This is a genomic window from Streptomyces sp. NPDC007863 (assembly GCF_040633895.1).
Classification (GTDB): domain Bacteria; phylum Actinomycetota; class Actinomycetes; order Streptomycetales; family Streptomycetaceae; genus Streptomyces.
This window is the reverse complement of sequence record NZ_JBEYEI010000003.1, coordinates 1-16,082: the sequence shown is the minus strand read 5'-3', so window position 1 is coordinate 16,082 and position 16,082 is coordinate 1. Positions and strand designations below refer to the sequence as shown.

16 protein-coding genes are annotated in these 16,082 nt (G+C 73.9%); 2 read left to right on the top strand and 14 right to left on the bottom strand.

Annotated features, from left to right (window positions below):
• Positions 1–2 precede the first annotated feature (2 nt).
• The 4 genes from ABZ621_RS05150 to ABZ621_RS05135 form a co-directional block, all read right to left on the bottom strand.
• A complete protein-coding gene (locus tag ABZ621_RS05150; protein ID WP_360600864.1) occupies positions 3–590 on the bottom strand; it encodes a TetR/AcrR family transcriptional regulator in 588 nt (195 codons plus the stop codon).
• The gene (locus ABZ621_RS05145) at positions 578–1,306 is read right to left on the bottom strand and encodes an enoyl-CoA hydratase family protein (RefSeq protein ID WP_360600862.1); all 729 of its coding nucleotides are present in this window, start codon (positions 1,304–1,306) and stop codon (positions 578–580) included. The genes ABZ621_RS05150 and ABZ621_RS05145 overlap by 13 nt, the downstream gene beginning before the upstream one ends.
• A 132-nt stretch (positions 1,307–1,438) precedes the next feature.
• The gene (locus tag ABZ621_RS05140; RefSeq protein WP_360600860.1) at positions 1,439–3,013 is read right to left on the bottom strand and encodes an AMP-binding protein; all 1,575 of its coding nucleotides are present in this window, start codon (positions 3,011–3,013) and stop codon (positions 1,439–1,441) included.
• 174 nt (positions 3,014–3,187) lie between these two features.
• The gene (locus ABZ621_RS05135) at positions 3,188–4,231 is read right to left on the bottom strand and encodes an AraC family transcriptional regulator (RefSeq protein WP_360600858.1); all 1,044 of its coding nucleotides are present in this window, start codon (positions 4,229–4,231) and stop codon (positions 3,188–3,190) included.
• Positions 4,232–4,344: 113 nt separating this feature from the next.
• Here ABZ621_RS05135 and ABZ621_RS05130 point away from each other — a divergent pair, with 113 nt between their 5' ends.
• Positions 4,345–5,196, top strand: a complete 852-nt coding sequence (locus tag ABZ621_RS05130) for an NmrA family NAD(P)-binding protein (RefSeq protein ID WP_360600856.1) — start codon at positions 4,345–4,347, stop codon at positions 5,194–5,196.
• A gap of 18 nt (positions 5,197–5,214) precedes the next feature.
• On the opposite strand, the gene ABZ621_RS05125 is transcribed toward ABZ621_RS05130, so the two are convergent.
• The 6 genes from ABZ621_RS05125 to ABZ621_RS05100 form a co-directional block, all read right to left on the bottom strand.
• Positions 5,215–5,853, bottom strand: coding sequence for an excalibur calcium-binding domain-containing protein (locus ABZ621_RS05125; protein ID WP_360600854.1), 639 nt, complete (start codon positions 5,851–5,853; stop codon positions 5,215–5,217).
• Positions 5,854–6,019: 166 nt separating this feature from the next.
• On the bottom strand, positions 6,020–7,153 hold the full coding sequence (locus ABZ621_RS05120; protein ID WP_360600852.1) for an acyl-CoA dehydrogenase: 1,134 nt from the start codon (positions 7,151–7,153) through the stop codon (positions 6,020–6,022).
• Positions 7,150–9,126, bottom strand: coding sequence for a biotin carboxylase N-terminal domain-containing protein (locus ABZ621_RS05115; protein ID WP_360600850.1), 1,977 nt, complete (start codon positions 9,124–9,126; stop codon positions 7,150–7,152). Before ABZ621_RS05115 ends, ABZ621_RS05120 begins: the two co-directional genes overlap by 4 nt.
• 23 nt (positions 9,127–9,149) lie before the next feature.
• The gene (locus ABZ621_RS05110; protein WP_360600848.1) at positions 9,150–10,748 is read right to left on the bottom strand and encodes a carboxyl transferase domain-containing protein; all 1,599 of its coding nucleotides are present in this window, start codon (positions 10,746–10,748) and stop codon (positions 9,150–9,152) included.
• Positions 10,745–12,508: an acyclic terpene utilization AtuA family protein gene (locus ABZ621_RS05105; RefSeq protein WP_360600846.1), complete on the bottom strand. Its 1,764-nt coding sequence runs from the start codon at positions 12,506–12,508 to the stop codon at positions 10,745–10,747. Before ABZ621_RS05105 ends, ABZ621_RS05110 begins: the two co-directional genes overlap by 4 nt.
• Complete coding sequence (locus ABZ621_RS05100; protein WP_360600844.1) at positions 12,505–13,299, bottom strand: TIGR03084 family metal-binding protein; 795 nt, start codon at positions 13,297–13,299, stop codon at positions 12,505–12,507. Before ABZ621_RS05100 ends, ABZ621_RS05105 begins: the two co-directional genes overlap by 4 nt.
• A gap of 187 nt (positions 13,300–13,486) precedes the next feature.
• Between ABZ621_RS05100 and ABZ621_RS05095 the strand changes: the two genes are divergently transcribed.
• Positions 13,487–14,059 (top strand): dihydrofolate reductase family protein, encoded by a 573-nt coding sequence (locus ABZ621_RS05095; RefSeq protein WP_360600842.1) that lies wholly within the window; start codon positions 13,487–13,489, stop codon positions 14,057–14,059.
• 37 nt (positions 14,060–14,096) lie between these two features.
• On the opposite strand, the gene ABZ621_RS05090 is transcribed toward ABZ621_RS05095, so the two are convergent.
• The 4 genes from ABZ621_RS05090 to ABZ621_RS05075 all read right to left on the bottom strand — a co-directional run.
• Positions 14,097–14,567, bottom strand: coding sequence for a hypothetical protein (locus tag ABZ621_RS05090; protein WP_360600840.1), 471 nt, complete (start codon positions 14,565–14,567; stop codon positions 14,097–14,099).
• A gap of 50 nt (positions 14,568–14,617) precedes the next feature.
• Positions 14,618–14,797 (bottom strand): DUF1272 domain-containing protein, encoded by a 180-nt coding sequence (locus ABZ621_RS05085; RefSeq protein WP_360600838.1) that lies wholly within the window; start codon positions 14,795–14,797, stop codon positions 14,618–14,620.
• Positions 14,798–14,935: 138 nt separating this feature from the next.
• Positions 14,936–15,721: an ABC transporter permease gene (locus tag ABZ621_RS05080; protein WP_360600836.1), complete on the bottom strand. Its 786-nt coding sequence runs from the start codon at positions 15,719–15,721 to the stop codon at positions 14,936–14,938.
• The coding region (locus tag ABZ621_RS05075; RefSeq protein ID WP_360600834.1) for a DUF4162 domain-containing protein at positions 15,718–16,082 on the bottom strand (365 nt) is incomplete at its 5' end. The genes ABZ621_RS05075 and ABZ621_RS05080, both read right to left, overlap by 4 nt.

The window sequence follows — 16,082 nt, the reverse complement described above, 5'->3', positions numbered from 1 at the left end:
CCCTAGGGCCGGTCCGCCAGCGCCTCGTCGATCAGGTGGGACCACTGGGCCACCACCCGGTCACGGCGGGCCGTGTCGTCCGTGAGGAGCGTCGCGAGGCCCAGGCCCCGGGCCATGTCCAGGAGTCCCTGGACGGTCTCGCGGACGCCGGGGCGCGACTCGTCGGCGCCGAGCAGCTCCACGGCGATCCGGTGGGACTCGCGGCCCACCCGCGCCTCCAGTTCGGTGACGCGGGCGCGGAGCTGCTCCTCGTTCGAGGCCGCCACCCACAGATGGAGGGCGGCCCGGAACAGGGGGCCGGTGTAGAGGCCGACGAGCCCGGCGACGGTCTGCGCCCGGTCGTCCGTCGGCAGCGCCCGCAGCGCCTGCGAACGCTCCTCCGCGACGTACTCGACCGCCGCCGTGAACAGGTCCTCGCGGGTCGGGAAGTGGTGCTGGGCCGCGCCCCGCGACACCCCGGCCCGCTCGGCGACCACCGCCACCGTGGAGCCCGCCCAGCCGTGTTCGGCCAGGCAGGCCACGGCCGCCTCCAGGAGACGCTGCCGGGTGGCTCGGCTCCGGTCCTGCTTGGGCGCGGTCACAGCCGCCATTCGGGGTCCCGTCGTTCGAGGAAGGCCGTCATGCCCTCGCGCGCCTCGGCGGAGGCGAAGAGCGTCGCCGATCGCTGCACCAGCTCCTCCGCGTCGCGCTCGAAGGCCTCCAGGACTCTAGCGGTGACCAGCCGTTTCGACTCGCGCAACCCCTGCGGCGAGCCCGCCCGCAGCCCGTCCAGGATCGCCCCGAGCTCCTCCTCCCCCGCCGTGACCAGGCCCATCGCCCGCGCCTCCGGGACGCCGAACCGCTCGCCGGTCAGGTAGTGGCGGGCCGCCGCGCGGGGTTCCAGCCTCGGCAGCAGGGTCAGCGAGATCACCGCCGGCGCCACCCCGATCCGTACCTCCGTGAGCGCGAAGTCCGCCCCCTCCCCCGCCACCACGATGTCGCAGGCGCCGAGCAGACCGAGGCCGCCTGCGCGGGCCCGGCCGCCGGCCGTGACGTGCCCGACGACCGGCTTCGGCAGCTCCACCACCTGCCGGAGCAGGTCCACGAAGGCGTACGGGCTCGGCGGCGCCTTCAGGTCCGCGCCCGCGCTGAACGTGGAGCCCGTGTGCGTGAGCACCACCGCCCGCACGGCCGGGTCCTTCCCGGCCGCGGCGAGCGCCTCGGCGAGTTCGGTGACGAGCGCGGCCGAGAGGGCGTTGCGGGTGTCCGGGGAGTCGAGGGCGAGCGTGGTGACGCCCCGCTCCTCGGTGACGGCGATCAGGCTCATGGGGATCCCTCGACTCTCTCGGCTCTCTCGGCCGGCTCGGCCGGCTCGGCCGGCTCGGCCGGCTCGGCCGGCGCCGCTGACTCGGCTGACTCGTACACGGACGCGGACGCGGACACGGACGCGGGTTCCAGTTCAGCGCGTCCGCAGCTCGCGCCGCAGGATCTTCCCGGAGGCGGCCCGGGGCACCGCGTCGACGAACTCGACCGCCCTGACCCGCTTGTACGGGGCGACCCGCGCGGCCACGTGCGTCATCACGTCCTCGGCGGTCAGCCCGGCCGCCTCCGGCTGCCGCACCACGAACGCCTTCGGGATCTCCGTCCCCTCCGCGTCCGTCACGCCGATGACCGCCGCGTCGGCGACCCCCTCGTGGGTGAGGAGGAGCGCCTCCAGCTCGGCGGGGGCGACCTGGAAGCCCTTGTACTTGATCAGTTCCTTCACGCGGTCGACGACGTACAGCCAGCCGTCCGCGTCGACCCGCCCGATGTCGCCGGTGTGCACCCAGCCGTCGGCGTCGATCATCTCGGCGGTGGCCTCCGGCCGCCCCAGGTACCCCTTCATCACCTGCGGCCCGCGGATGGCGATCTCGCCCTCCTCCCCCACCGCCGCGTCCTTCGACGGGTCGTCGAGGGAGAGGATCCGCATCTCGGTCGAGGGCAGCAGCTTGCCGACGGTGCCGGGCGGCGGGTTCTCGGCGCTCAGCGGCGTGACGTGCGTGCCCGGCGACAGCTCGGTCATGCCGTACGCCTGCCGCACCGGCGGCAGGCCGAGCCGGGCCGAACACGCCGCCGCGAGCGCCGCGTCGAGCGGGGCGGCCGCGCTGACGATGTACTCCAGCGAGGACAGGTCGTACGCGGCGACCGCCGGGTGCTTGGCGAGTGCGAGGACGATCGGCGGAGCCACGTACAGGCCGTTGATGCGGTGCTTCTGGATCGCGCCGAGGAAGGTGTCGAGCTCGAAGCGCGGCAGCACGACGACGGTGGCGCCCTGCCGCAGCGGCGCGTTCATCAGAGCCGTAAGCCCATAAATGTGGAAGAAGGGAAGGACCGCGAGGATGCGGTCGCCCGGTCCCATCGGGACGAACGGCTCCAGCTGGGCCAGGTTCGTCGCTATGGAGGCGTGGGTGAGCATCACGCCCTTGGGGACGCCGGTGGTGCCGGAGGAGTACGGGAGGGCGGCGACGTCCTCGGCGGGGTCGACGGCGATCTCCGGCTCGGGCGCGGCGGAGGCCAGGAAGGACTGGAGCGACCGCACCCCGTCCCCCTCCGGCGCCGCGTCGCAGACGAAGATCTCCTCGACGCCGCCCGCGAGTTCGGCGGCGGCGCGGGCGGCCGGCAGGAGCGGCGAGACGGTGACGATCCAGCGCGCCGCCGAGTCCCGCAGCTGCTTGGCGAACTCCTCGGGGGTGGCGAGCGGGTGGACCGTGGTGACGGAGGCGCCGGCGCGGGTGGCGGCGTAGAACGCGATCGGGAACAGCACGGTGTTGGGGCTGTGCAGGGCGAGGACGTCGCCCTTCCGCACCCCGGCCTCGGCGAGCCCGGCGGCGACCCGCCGGTGGAAGGCGTCCACCTGCGCGTACGACAGGGTCAGTTCACCGGCCCCGTCGACCAGCGCGGGCGCGTCCCCGTAGGCGGCGGCCCGGCCCAGGACGGCGTCGTGGATGGGGAGGGACAGGGCGGGAACGGGCTCGTACTCGCTGTGGAACACCATGCGTGGCCCCCTGGAGAGGTGGGTGGAAGGTGGTCGCCAGGATCGCTGCCGCGGGCACCGCTTGGGGAGACCCCGTACGGAACCGGAAGACCCCGTACGGAGTCGGGAGACCCCGTCAGCGCTTGGGGAGACCTTGGCAGGCCACCGCAAAACAATCAAGCACGCGTGCTTGGTTTATCCGCGCTCGGCCGCGACGGCCGCCCTCAGCTCCGCCGGGCGGGTGTCGTGGACCCGCTTCAGCGCGGCACTCAGGGCGAAGGGCGTGCGGTAGCCGACCTGGCGGGCGATCGACGCGACCGTCGCGTCGGTACGGGCGAGGAGGTCGGCGGCCAGGGTCAGCCGCCACTCCGTGAGGTACGCCATCGGCGGCCGGCCCACGAGCGCCGTGAAGCGGCGGGCGAGCGTCGCGCGCGAGACCCCGGCCTCCGCCGCCAGCGCGTCCACCGTCCACGCGCGCTCCGGCCGGGCGTGGATCAGCCGGAGCGCCCGGCCCGCCACCGGGTCGCCCATGGCCCGGTACCAGCCCGGCGGGCAGGCCTCCGGGCGGGCGAACCATTCGCGGAGCGTGGAGAGCAGGAGCAGGTCCAACAGCCGGTCCAGGACGGCCTGTTGGCCCGGTGCGTCCCGGCCGGTCTCGACGGCGGCCAGCTCCAGGACCGGGTCGGGCGCGTCGTGCGGGACGAGGAGCGTACGCGGCAGGCCGCCGAGCAGCCGCTCCGAGACCCGCCCCGTCGCCTGGTAGGAGGCGGTGAGCAGGACGGTGGGCCCGTCCTCGCTGTTGCCGCAGGTGCGCAGGCCCAGGATGACGTCCTCGCCGATGTCGCAGCCGTCGGCCGTCGTGCAGCGGTCCGGGTGGACGACGAAGAGCGGCCGGGTCGCCGCGGCCGGATCGTCCGTGATCGAGAACGGCTCCGGCCCCGTCACGACCGCCACGTCCCCTGCCCCGAGCCGCACCGGCACGGGCACGGGCACGGGCACGGGCACGGGCACCGACACCGGCATCGACGCCGACGGTCCCGCCTGCCTCTCCGGTCCCACCTGCCCCACCGGCCCGGCCGTGCCCTCCGGCACGATCCAGCCTTCCCCCCTCAACAGCGTCACCAGGGTCAGCGCCCCCTGGTCGGCGAAGCGCACGGCCCACGGCGGCTCCAGCAGGTTCCGTCCGAACACGGCGCCGCAGGAGCGCACTTCCTGGAGGAGGCTGGTCAGCGGATCCATGCCGTCGAGTCTAGGGAGCCCGCAGCCGCGACCACCGTCACGTGAGACGGACGCGTATGCCCCTGCGCTTCTGGACCATTCCGACGCTCATCCGCCCCGGTTTGACTGAGCGCATGACGATCCACAACAGCACCGAAACCGAGCCCTTCCTCGTCCTCGGCGGCACCGGCAAGACCGGCCGCCGGGTCGTCTCCCGCCTCCGCCGCCGCGGCCACTCCGTCCGTGTCGCCTCCCGCAAGGGCCCCGCCCGCTTCGACTGGCACGACCGCAACACCTGGGAGCCCGTCCTCGACGGCGTCGGCGCCGCCTATCTCGTCGACTCGATGACGGCCGACGCCGGCGCGCTCATGCGGGAGTTCGCGAAGCTGGCGGCGGACCGGGGCGTCGAGCGCCTCGTGCTGCTCTCGCACCGCGAGTGGGTCGTGCCCGACGGGGAGGAGAAGCTGCCCTGCGAGCGGGCCGTCCGCGAGTCGGGGACCGCCTGGACGCTGCTCAAGCCGGCCTGGTTCGCGCAGAACTTCAGCGAGGACGCCTTCTTCCGCGGCCAGATCCTCGACGGCGAGGTGGCGTGGGCGGCCGGACAGGGCGTCGAGCCGTACGTCGACGCGGAGGACATCGCCGACGTGGCGGTGGCCGCCCTCACCGAGGACGGCCACGCCGGCGCGGAGTACGCGCTCACCGGCCCGCGGCTGCTGACCCTGGACCAGGTGGCGCAGGAGCTGGCCCGCGCGACCGGCCGGCCGGTGGGCTACCGGGCCGTCTCCCCCGGCGAGTTCGCGGACCGCGCCCGCCGGGCGGGGCTGCCGGAGGACTTCACCGCGCTCCTGAACCTGCTCTTCGAGTGGATCGCCGACAGCCGCTTCGGGGAGCTCGCGGACGGCGTCCAGCGGGCGCTCGGGCGCGAGCCCCGGGACTTCGCGGACTACGTCAGGTCGGCGGCCGGGACGGGGGTCTGGACCCCCTGATCCCGGCCACCGGCCCGGTCACTCGCAGGCGACCCCGTCGCCGTCGCGGTCGAGGTGGCTGCCGTAGCCGGGGTCGCCCCGGCGGATCGGGTCGGCGCCCGCGGCGCGGACGGCGGTGCAGTTCGCGTAGTACACCTCGGGTTCCGGCTCGGCCGTCTCCGGGGGCTGGGTCACCTGCGTGGGCTTCGGCTTCGGGGCCTGGGTGGTGGGCTTCGGGGCCTGGGTGGTCGGCTCGGGGGCCTGCGTGGTGGGCTTCGGGGGCCGGGTCGTCGGCGCCTCGGTCGTCGGCTCCGGGGTCGGCGCCTCGGTGGTCGGCTCCGGGGTCGGCGCTTCCGTCGTCGGCTCGACCGACGGCGTGGGCGTCGGCGTGGGCGTGGGCGTCACGGTGACGGTCACCGTCACCGTGACCGCCGGCTTCGGGTCGTCCGTGCCCTCCTCCTTCGGCGGGTCCATGGACAGCGCCACGACGAACCACAGGGCGGACACGATCGTGGACACGATCTTCGCCCTGCTCGTCCACGGCGAGAGCCAGACCAGGGCTATGCCCGCCGGCGGGAAGACGACGAGCAGGGTGATGATCAGCGCCGGGTGCTGCCACCAGCGTCGGGGCGGCTGCCACGCCGGGGCGGGCTGGTACGGGTTCTGCTGCGGGTACACGTGCGGCTCCAAGGGCCTGACGGGGACGACGGCACCGAGCGGAGTGCCGCCGCGCCCGGATCGTACACAGGACCTTCACAACCGGGAGGCGCTATCCGAGGATCCGCCTCCCGGCGGCCCGACCGCTAGCTCGACCGCCGCCCTGACCGCCGGCCCGACCGGCGGCTCAGTACGACTTCGGCAGGCCCAGGGTGTGGGCGGAGACGTAGTTCAGGATCATCTCCCGGCTGACCGGGGCGATCCGCGCCACCCGGGAGGCCGTGACCAGCCGGGCGAGGCCGAACTCCTTGGTGAGGCCGTTGCCGCCGAGGGTGTGCACGGCGGTGTCGACGGCCTTCACGCACGCCTCGGCCGCCGCGTACTTCGCCATGTTGGCGGCCTCGCCCGCGCCGAAGTCGTCGCCCGCGTCGTACAGTCGCGCCGCCTTCTGCATCATCAGGCGGGCGAGTTCCAGCTCGATGTGGGCCTGCGCGAGGGGGTGGGCGACGGCCTGGTGGGCGCCGATCGGCGTCTTCCAGACCTGCCGCTCCTTCGCGTAGCCGACGGCGCGTTCGAGGGCGTACCGCCCCATGCCGATCGCGAACGCGGCCGTCATGATCCGCTCGGGGTTGAGCCCCGCGAAGAGCTGGAGCAGGCCGGCGTCCTCGTCGCCGACGAGCGCGTCGGCCGGCAGGTGCACGTCGTCGAGGGTGAGCTCGAACTGCTTCTCGTCCGCGTCGAGTTCCATCTCGATGTGGCGCCGCCCGAAGCCGGGCGTGTCGCGCGGGACGATGAAGAGGCACGCCTTCAGGTTGCCGGTGCGGGCGTCCGACGTGCGGCCGACGATCAGGGTCGCGTCGGCGATGTCCACGCCGGAGACGAAGACCTTGCGGCCGTTGAGGACCCAGCCGTCCTCGGTGCGGGTCGCGGTGGTGGTGATGCGGTGGGAGTTGGAGCCGGCGTCGGGCTCGGTGATGCCGAAGGCCATCGTCTTCGAGCCGTCGGCGAGCCCGGGCAGCCAGGCCTCCTTCTGCCCGTCGGTGCCGAAGCGGGAGATGACCGTGCCGCAGATCGCGGGCGAGACGACCATCATCAGGAGCGGCGCCCCGGCGGCCCCGGCCTCCTCCAGGACGATGGACAGCTCGGCCATGCCGCCGCCCCCGCCGCCGTACTCCTCCGGCAGGTTCACGCCCAGGTAGCCGAGCTTCCCGGCCTCCGCCCACAGGGCGGCGCGGTCGAAGCCGGGACCGTGGCGGCGGCCGAGCGCGGAGACGGCGGCGCGGAGCTCACTGTGCTCCCGGGGCTCGATGTCGGTGCTCATACGGTGTCTTCCTCCTGGTCTTCGGCCTGTACGTCTTCGGTCTGTACGACGGCGAGCAGGGCACCGACCTCGACCTGACGGCCGGGGGCGGCGTGGAGCGCGGTGAGCGTGCCGGAGGCGGGAGCGGTGACGCGGTGCTCCATCTTCATCGCCTCCAGCCAGAGCAGCGGCTGCCCGGCCTCGACCCGGTCGCCGACGGCGAGGCCGTCCGCGAGCCGGACGACGGTGCCGGGCATCGGCGCGAGCAGCGACCCGGGGAGGGTCTGCTCGCGCGGGTCGGTGAAGCGGGGGCGGAGGGTGAGCCGGTGGCGCCCGACGTGGACGGTCCCGTCCCCGTACGCCGCCACCTCGAAGTCCCGCACGACGCCCGCGACGTCGAGCCGTACGCGGTCGGCCGCCGCGCTCACGACCCGTACCCCCTCGGGGGCGAGCACCTCGAAGCCGCCGCCCCAGGCGGGCCGGTAGCGGACCTCGGTGCCGCTCTCGGTGCCGTCCTCGTACGTCCGGATCTCGTCCTGCGACCGGACGTTCCGCCAGCCCCCGCCGAAACGGCCGGAGTCGCGGTGCGCGGCGGCCAGCGCGGCGGCGACGGCCGCGTACGCCGCGTCGCCCTCGGCGGGCCGGGTGAGCGCGTCCAGGTTCCGGTCGTAGAAGCCGGTGTCGAGGCGGTCCTCGTCCTGGAACTCCTCGTGCCGCAGCGAGGCGACGAGGAGGTCCCGGTTGGTGGCCGGCCCGTGGATCACGGCCCGCTCCAGGGCGCCCGCGAGCTTCCGGACGGCCTCGGCGCGGGTCGGCGCGTGCGCGACGACCTTCGCGAGCATCGCGTCGTAGTGCACGGGGACGGTGTCCCCGGAGGCGTAACCGGTGTCGACGCGGACACCGGGCGCGGCGGACGGGGAGGGCGGGGAGGACAGGGCGGACGCGACGGGCGGGGCGGACGCGCCCGGCACCGCGAACGCGTGCAGGCGGCCCGTCTGCGGCGCCCACCCCGCCGCCGGGTCCTCGGCGTACAGCCGGGCCTCGACGGCGTGCCCCCGGGCGGCCGGCGGCTCCGGCGGCAGCGGGCGGCCCTCGGCGACGGCGAGCTGGAGGGCGACGAGGTCGACGCCGTGCACGGCCTCGGTCACCGGGTGCTCGACCTGGAGGCGGGTGTTCATCTCCAGGAAGTGCGCCCGCCCGTCCGCGACCAGGAACTCCACCGTGCCCGCGCCCACGTACCCGACGGCCTTGGCGGCCGCCACCGAGGCCCCGTACAGCTCCTCGGCGAGCCCGGCCGGCAGGCCGGGCGCCGGGGACTCCTCGATCACCTTCTGGTGCCGCCGCTGCAGCGAGCAGTCGCGGGTGCCGAGCGCCCACACGGTGCCGTGCGCGTCGGCGAGGACCTGCACCTCGACGTGGCGCCCGTCCTCCACGTACGGCTCGACGAACACCTCCCCGTCCCCGAAGGCGCTCTCCGCCTCGGCCGAAGCCGCCTTCAGCTCCCCTTCCAGATCGGCCAGTTCGCGGACGACGCGCATGCCGCGCCCGCCGCCGCCCGCCGCCGCCTTCACCAGGACGGGCAGCTCGGCGGCGGTGACGGCCGCCGGGTCGAGCGGCGCGATGCCGAGGAGTTCCTTGGCGCGGGTCTTCGACGCCATCGCCTCGATGGCCTCCGGCGGCGGACCGATCCACCGCAGCCCGGCCTCCGTCACCGCCCGGGCGAAGCCGGCGTTCTCGGAGAGGAAGCCGTAGCCGGGGTGGACGGCGTCCGCGCCCGCCGCGAGCGCCGCCGCCACGATCAGGTCGCCGCGCAGATACGTCTCCGAGGACGCCGCCCCCGGCAGCCGCACCGCCGCGTCCGCCTCCCGCACGTGCAGGGCGTCCGCGTCGGCGTCGGAGTACACGGCGACGGTCGCGATGCCCAGCTCACGGCAGGTGCGGAAGACGCGGCAGGCGATCTCGCCACGGTTGGCGACCAGGACGGTCGAAATCATCAGTGGCCTCGTCATGATGGGCCTCACATTCGGAAGACGCCGAAGCCGCCGCGCGCGCCCTCGACCGGTGCCGTGTGGATCGCGGACAGGCACAGCCCGAGGACCGTGCGGGTGTCGCGGGGGTCGATGACCCCGTCGTCGTAGAGCAGGCCGGAGAGGAAGTGCGGCAGCGACTCGGACTCGATCTGCGCCTCGACCATGGCCCGCAGACCGGCGTCGGCCTCGTCGTCGTACGGCTGCCCCTTGGCCGCCGCCGACGCCCGCGCCACGATCGACAGCACGCCCGCGAGCTGCTGCGGCCCCATGACGGCGGACTTGGCGCTCGGCCAGGCGAAGAGGAACCTCGGGTCGTACGCCCGCCCGCACATGCCGTAGTGCCCGGCGCCGTAGCTCGCTCCCATGAGGACGGACAGGTGCGGGACCTTCGAGTTCGACACCGCGTTGATCATCATCGCGCCGTGCTTGATGATGCCGCCCTGCTCGTACTCCTTGCCGACCATGTAGCCGGTGGTGTTGTGCAGGAAGAGCAGCGGGACGTCCCGCTGGTTCGCCAGCTGGATGAACTGCGCGGCCTTCTGCGACTCCGCGCTGAACAGCACCCCCTGCGCGTTCGCGAGGATCCCCACCGGATAGCCGTGCAGCCGCGCCCAGCCGGTCACCAGCGACGCCCCGTACAGCGGCTTGAACTCGTCGAAGTCCGAGCCGTCGACGAGCCGGGCGATCACCTCGCGCGGGTCGAACGGCGTCCGCAGGTCGCCCGGGACGATCCCGAGGAGCTCCTCGGCGTCGTACTTCGGCGGCTCGGCCGGGCCGGGGTCCGCGTGGTGCTTGCGGTGGTTGAGGCGGGCGACGATCCGGCGGGCCTGCCGGATCGCGTCGGCCTCGTCGACGGCGTAGTGGTCGGCGAGCCCGGAGACGCGGGCGTGCATCGCCGCCCCGCCGAGGGACTCGTCGTCGCTCTCCTCGCCGGTCGCCATCTTCACCAGCGGCGGCCCGCCGAGGAAGACCTTCGACCGCTCCTCGATCATCACCGTGTGGTCGGACATGCCGGGCACGTACGCCCCGCCGGCCGTCGAGTTCCCGAAGACGACCGCGACCGTCGGGATCCCGGCGGCGGAGAGCCGGGTGAGGTCGCGGAAGAGCGCCCCGCCCGGGATGAAGATCTCCTTCTGCGAGGGCAGGTCGGCTCCGCCGGACTCGACGAGCGAGATCACCGGCAGCCGGTTGGCGAACGCGATCTCGTTGGCCCGCAGCGCCTTCTTCAGCGTCCACGGGTTGGAGGCGCCGCCGCGCACGGTCGGGTCGTTGGCGGTGATCAGGCACTCGACGCCCTCCACGACCCCGATGCCGGTGACCAGGGACGCCCCTACGGGATAGGAGCTGCCCCAGGCGGCGAGCGGCGACAGCTCCAGGAACGGCGAGTCGGGGTCGACCAGGAGCTCGATCCGCTCCCGGGCGAGCAGCTTGCCGCGCTCGCGGTGCCGGGCGGTGTACTTCTCGCCGCCGCCGGCCAGCGCCTTGGCGTGCTCGGCGTCGAGCGCGGCGAGTTTCTCCAGCATCGCGGCGCGATGCTCCTGGTAGTCGGGTCCGCCGGTGTCGAGGGCGGAGGCGAGGACGGTCACGCGGGTCCCTCCGGAAGGTCGGGGTGGGTCGGCGAGGCCTCTTCCGGGCCGGCCGGGCCATCGGCCGGGCCGTCGCCCGGCAGGAGTTCCGCCGGTACGTCCACGTGCCGGGAGCGGAGCCATTCGCCGAGGGCCTTGGCCTGGGGGTCGAAACGGGCCTGGGAGGCGACGCCCTCGCCGAGGATCCCGGCGACGGTGAAGTTCACCGCCCGCAGGTTCGGCAGCACGTGCCGGGTGACGGCCAAGCCGGCCGTCTCCGGCAGGAGTTCACGGAACAGGCCGACGGTGAGCGTGTGCGCGAGCCACCGCCACTCCGCCTCCGTCCGCACCCACACCCCCACGTTCGCGTCCCCGCCCTTGTCACCGCTGCGGGCCCCCGCGATCCGCCCGAGCGGCGCGCGGACCGTCGGCCCCGGCGGCAGCGGCTCGGGGAGCTCCGGTCCGGGTACGGGTTCCAGGGCGCGGGTCGCGGGCGGTACGGGCACGGCGACCCGGGTCCCGTCGGGCAGCACCGCCGTGTGCGGGACGTCCCCGACGGGCACGTACGCCGTCTCGAAGACCCCGTAGGGGGCGCCCCTGCCCGGCGGGGCGGTCACGTGGAAGCCCGGGTAGCTGGCGAGGGCCAGCTCGATCGCCGCCCCCGTCAGGGTCCGCCCCACCTTCTCCGGGTCGGGGTCGCGGACGACGAGCCGCAGCAGCGCGCTCGCGGTCTCCTGCGTGCCGGCGTCCTCCCGGTCGGTGCGGGCCAGCTCCCAGCGGACGTCGGCGGGCGGGTCCTGCGCCAGGGCGTCGTGGATCTGCTCCCGGACGAGCGCGGCCTTCTCCTCCACGTCGAGGCCGGTGAGGACGAAGACGACCTCGTTGCGGTGGCCGCCGAGCCGGCAGCGGCCCACCTTGAGCGTCGCGGGCGGCGCCTCGCCCCGCACCCCGTCGATCCGCACCCGGTCCGGCCCCTCCCGCGTCAGCCGCACCGAGTCGAGCCGGGCGGTCACGTCGGGCCCGGCGTACCGGGCGCCGGAGGTCTCGTACAGCAGCTGCGCGGTGACGGTGCCGACGTCGACGACCCCGCCCGTGCCGGGATGCTTGGTGACGACCGCCGACCCGTCCTCGTGCACCTCGGCCAGCGGGAAGCCGGGCCGCGGCAGAAGCTTCGCCTCGTGCTCGCGGAAGAAGGCGTAGTTGCCGCCGGTGGCCTGCGTACCGCACTCCAGGACGTGCCCGGCGACGACCGCCCCGGCGAGCCGGTCGTACTCCTGCGGCCCCCACCCGAACCACCACTGGGCGGGCCCGGTGACGAGCGCCGCGTCCGTCACGCGCCCGGTGACGACGACGTCCGCGCCGGCCTCCAGACAGGCCGCGATCCCCGCCCCGCCGAGGTAGGCGTTGGCGGTCAGCACCCCCGCCTCGCCCGGCAGCCGGTCCCCCTCCACGTACCCGACCCGCGTCGGCAGCCCGAGCCGCCCGGCCAGGCCGCGCAGCGCCTCCGCGAGCCCCGCCGGGTTCAGCCCGCCGGCGTTGACGACGATCCGCGTGCCCCGGTCGTGGGCGAGCCCGAGGCCCTCCTCCATCTGCCGCAGGAAGGTCTTCGCGTACCCGGCGGAGGGGTCCTTCAGCAGGTCGCGGCCCAGGATCAGCATGGTCAGCTCGGCGAGGTAGTCCCCGGTGAGCACGTCGAGCCGGCCGCCGGTCAGCATCTCGCGGACGGCGCCGAACCGGTCGCCGTAGAACCCGGAGGCGTTCCCGATCCTCAACACGCTCACGACGCCTCCCCCTTCGGTCCGCGCCCCGGCCCCGCCGGACCGGCGAACGCCTGCGCGATGCCCAGCCAGTGCTCCGCGTCCGCCCCCTCCGCGCGCAGCCCCGTGTCGTCCCGGTGCACCCGCTGCGTGACGAGCAGACAGAACTCGACCGCGTCCCCGCTCACCCGCTGCGCGGCGTCCTCGGGACCGTACGCCCACGACTCCCCGCCGGGGCCGGTGAGTTCGACCCGGAACGGCTCGGCGGGCGGCTGCTCGCCGCGCACCAGGTACGCGTAGTCGCGGGCCCGGTGCCCGATCCAGGCCACGTGCCGCAGCCGCGCGGTCGGCCGGCGGACGACTCCGAGGGCGTCGGCGACGTCCTGACCGTGCGCCCAGGTCTCCATCAGCCGGGCCGTCGCCATCGCCGGGGCGCTCATCGGCGGCCCGTACCAGGGGAACCGTCCGCCGGGCGGCACCTTCCGCAGGGCCTCCTCCAGGAGCCGCCGCCCCTCCCGCCAGCGCGCGAGCAGCTCGGCGGGCGGCAGCGCGGCGCCCTCCTCGGCCCCGTCGTCGACGAACCGTTCGGGCGCGGCGAGCGCCTTCTCCACCTCGGCGGCGAACGCCTCGGCGTCGGTCACCGCGAGCAGCGCGGCCCGGTCGGTCCAGGCGAGATGGGCGATCTGATGGGCGACGCTCCAGCGCGGCGCGGGCGTCGCGAGCCGCCAGCTCTCCTCGCTCGACTCGCTGACGATCGCGTCGAGTTCATCGCCTTCGGCACGGAGATCGGCGAGAACGTCGGCGGGGTCGGACACGGTGCGCTCCCCTCGGGAGGACGGGCCTGAGGAGTCGGAGCATGGCAGCGATCACGAAAACAATCAAGCACGCTTGCTTGAAAAAGGCGGGAACGGGACCGATGAGTTTCGCGGCCACCCCCGGTCCTAGATCATGAAAACGACAGCAGGCACTTCACGGCCGAGAACCGAGAACCGAGGCACCGACATGCGCACTCTCATCACCTCCGCCTTCGTCTCCCTCGACGGCGTCGTCGAGGCCCCCGGCGGCGAGGAGGGCTACCGGAACGCGGGCTGGACCTTCAAGGACATCGACTTCGTCCCGGAGGCGTACGAGATCAAGGGCCGCGAGCAGCAGGAGGCGACCGCGATGCTGCTCGGCCGCGCCAGCTACCAGGCCTTCAGCCCCGTCTGGCCCGGCATGGCGGACTTCGCCGACTACAAGGAGATGCCGAAGTACGTCGTCTCCACCACGCTCACCGACGACGACCTCGTCTCCGACTGGGGCCCGACCACGATCCTGCGCACCCTCGACGAGGTCGCCGCCCTGAAGGAGACCGAGGGCGGCCCGATCATCGTCCACGGCAGCGCGACCCTGAACCGCGCCCTCGCGGACGCGGGCCTGATCGACCGCTACCACCTCCTGGTCTTCCCGCTCCTCCTCGGCGCCGGCAAGCGCCTCTTCAGCACCGCCGACAAGGACGCCCAAAAGCTGCGGCTCGTGGAGCACGAGACGTACTCCAACGGCATCCAGAAGCAGGTCTTCGACGTCGTCCGCTAGCCACGGCAAGGGGGGGGAAGCCCGCCGGAGCGGTCCGCTACCCGGCGCGCAGGTAGGTCTCCTTCTTCCCCTCGCCCGCGTCGTTGACGAGGATCAGCTTCTCCTCGCCGTCCTCCTCGCCGAGCTGCAGCGGGGCCAGCTGCCGCCCCGCCCAGCCGCAGTCCGCGTCCGCCAGGAAGTGGCGCCAGACCTTGTCCGCCTCGGAGGGGACGGGCTTCACCGTGCCCTGGCACTCGTCGCTTCCGTCGCTGGTCCAGAACGTCCCGTCGGCGGAGATCCGGATGGTCCAGGGGGTGTCGCCCTCCGTGCCGGTCTCCTTCCACTCCCCGACGACGGGGGCCAGGTCCGCGGCGCCGGCCACCGCCTCCTTCGGCGGGGCGTCCTCCTGCCGGGCGTCCTGGGGCTTCCCGTCCCCGGGATTCGCCGTGACGTCCGAGGTCTCACACCCCGTCAGCAGGAGCACCGCACACACGGCGGCCCCCGCCACTCCTCGCGTCCATCTGTTCATGCGCCTCACCGTACCCGCCCCAAATGGACCGCCCGGCCGAGGCATTGGCGTCAGGCCGCGCGACGCGGGCGGGGCAGGAGCTCGCCGCCGCAGTTGGGGCAGACGCCGGACATCTCCTCCGTACAGGGGACGCAGAAGGTGCACTCGTACGAACAGATCCGGGCGTCGCCGTCGGCGGGCAGGGCCGCCGTCTCGCAGCGCTCGCAGTGGTCGCGCATCTCCAGGGCCATGGCGGCTCCCCCTCGTTCCGTTCGTCGTGTGTGCGGGCGTGTTTCCCGTTCCATGATCACGGAGGGCGGGAGGCCGAAAAACAGCGGACCGGCCAGATCTCGACAGGATCCGGCCGGTCCGCTTCTTCTTCGGGGGAACTACTTGGGGTCCTTGCGGAAGGTCTTGGTGGACCAGACGTAGCCGAGGACGGTGAGGCCGGCGCACCAGGCGAGGGCGAGCCAGCCGTTGTGGCCGATCCCGGTGCCGAGGAGGAGGCCGCGGAGGGTCTCGATCGCCGGCGTGAAGGGCTGGTACGCGGCGACGGGCTGGAACCAGCCGGGCATCTGCTCGATCGGCACGAAGGTGCTGGAGATCAGCGGCAGGAAGATCAGCGGGAGGGCGTTGTTGGAGGCGGCCTCCGCGTTCGGCGAGACCAGGCCCATGCCGACCGCGATCCAGGTGAGCGCGGTGGCGAAGACGACCAGGAGGCCGAAGGCGGCGAGCCATTCGAGGGCGGTGGCCCCGGTGGAGCGGAAGCCGATCGCGACCCCCACCGCCCCCACCAGGACGACACTGGCCACCGACTGGAGGACGCTGCCGATCACATGCCCGACCAGCACGGACGGCCGGTGGATGGCCATCGTCCGGAAGCGGGCGATGATCCCCTCGTTCATGTCGTTGGCGACGGAGACCGCGGTGCCGATGGTGGTGGAGCCGATGGTCATGAGCAGCAGCCCGGGCACCAGGTAGGCGACGTACGCGGAGCGGTCGGCGCCGCCCATCCCGGCGCTCATCACGTCTCCGAAGACGTAGACGAAGAGCAGGAGCAGCATGACCGGCGTCAGCAGCAGGTTCAGCGTGAGCGACGGGTAGCGGCGGGCGTGCAGGAGGTTCCGGCGGAGCATCGTGGACGAGTCGCGGACGGCGAGGGAGAGGGTGCTCATCGGACGTGCTCCTTCGGCTGGGCGGGGAGGGTGGTGGTCGAGTCGGTGAGGGCGAAGAAGACGTCGTCCAGGTCCGGGGTGTGGACGGTGAGTTCGTCCGCCTCGATGCCGGCGGCGTCGAGCCGGTCGAGCAGCGCCCGCAGTTCGCGCTGGCTTCCGTCGTTCGCGATCCGCAGCGTCAGCGCCTCGTCGTCGCGGGCCGCCGCCTCGCGCAGCGCGTCGGAGGCGCTGCGGTAGGCGTCGGGGCCGGTGAAGCGGAGCCGGACGTGGCCGCCGGGGATCTGTCGTTTGAGCTGGTCGGCGGTGCCTTCGGCGACGATCTTTCCGCCGTTGAGGACGGCGATGCGGTCGGCGAGTTCGT

Excerpts from the sequence above, each read along its gene's own strand:
- ABZ621_RS05150 (WP_360600864.1), bottom strand. The coding sequence starts at position 590 with ATGGCGGCTGTGACCGCGCCCAAGCAGGACCGGAGCCGAGCCACCCGG.
- ABZ621_RS05145 (WP_360600862.1), bottom strand. The coding sequence starts at position 1,306 with ATGAGCCTGATCGCCGTCACCGAGGAGCGGGGCGTCACCACGCTCGCC.
- ABZ621_RS05140 (WP_360600860.1), bottom strand. The coding sequence starts at position 3,013 with ATGGTGTTCCACAGCGAGTACGAGCCCGTTCCCGCCCTGTCCCTCCCC.
- ABZ621_RS05135 (WP_360600858.1), bottom strand. The coding sequence starts at position 4,231 with ATGGATCCGCTGACCAGCCTCCTCCAGGAAGTGCGCTCCTGCGGCGCC.
- ABZ621_RS05130 (WP_360600856.1), top strand. The coding sequence starts at position 4,345 with ATGACGATCCACAACAGCACCGAAACCGAGCCCTTCCTCGTCCTCGGC.
- ABZ621_RS05120 (WP_360600852.1), bottom strand. The coding sequence starts at position 7,153 with ATGAGCACCGACATCGAGCCCCGGGAGCACAGTGAGCTCCGCGCCGCC.
- ABZ621_RS05115 (WP_360600850.1), bottom strand. The coding sequence starts at position 9,126 with ATGATTTCGACCGTCCTGGTCGCCAACCGTGGCGAGATCGCCTGCCGC.
- ABZ621_RS05095 (WP_360600842.1), top strand. The coding sequence starts at position 13,487 with ATGCGCACTCTCATCACCTCCGCCTTCGTCTCCCTCGACGGCGTCGTC.
- ABZ621_RS05090 (WP_360600840.1), bottom strand. The coding sequence starts at position 14,567 with ATGAACAGATGGACGCGAGGAGTGGCGGGGGCCGCCGTGTGTGCGGTG.
- ABZ621_RS05085 (WP_360600838.1), bottom strand. The coding sequence starts at position 14,797 with ATGGCCCTGGAGATGCGCGACCACTGCGAGCGCTGCGAGACGGCGGCC.
- ABZ621_RS05080 (WP_360600836.1), bottom strand. The coding sequence starts at position 15,721 with ATGAGCACCCTCTCCCTCGCCGTCCGCGACTCGTCCACGATGCTCCGC.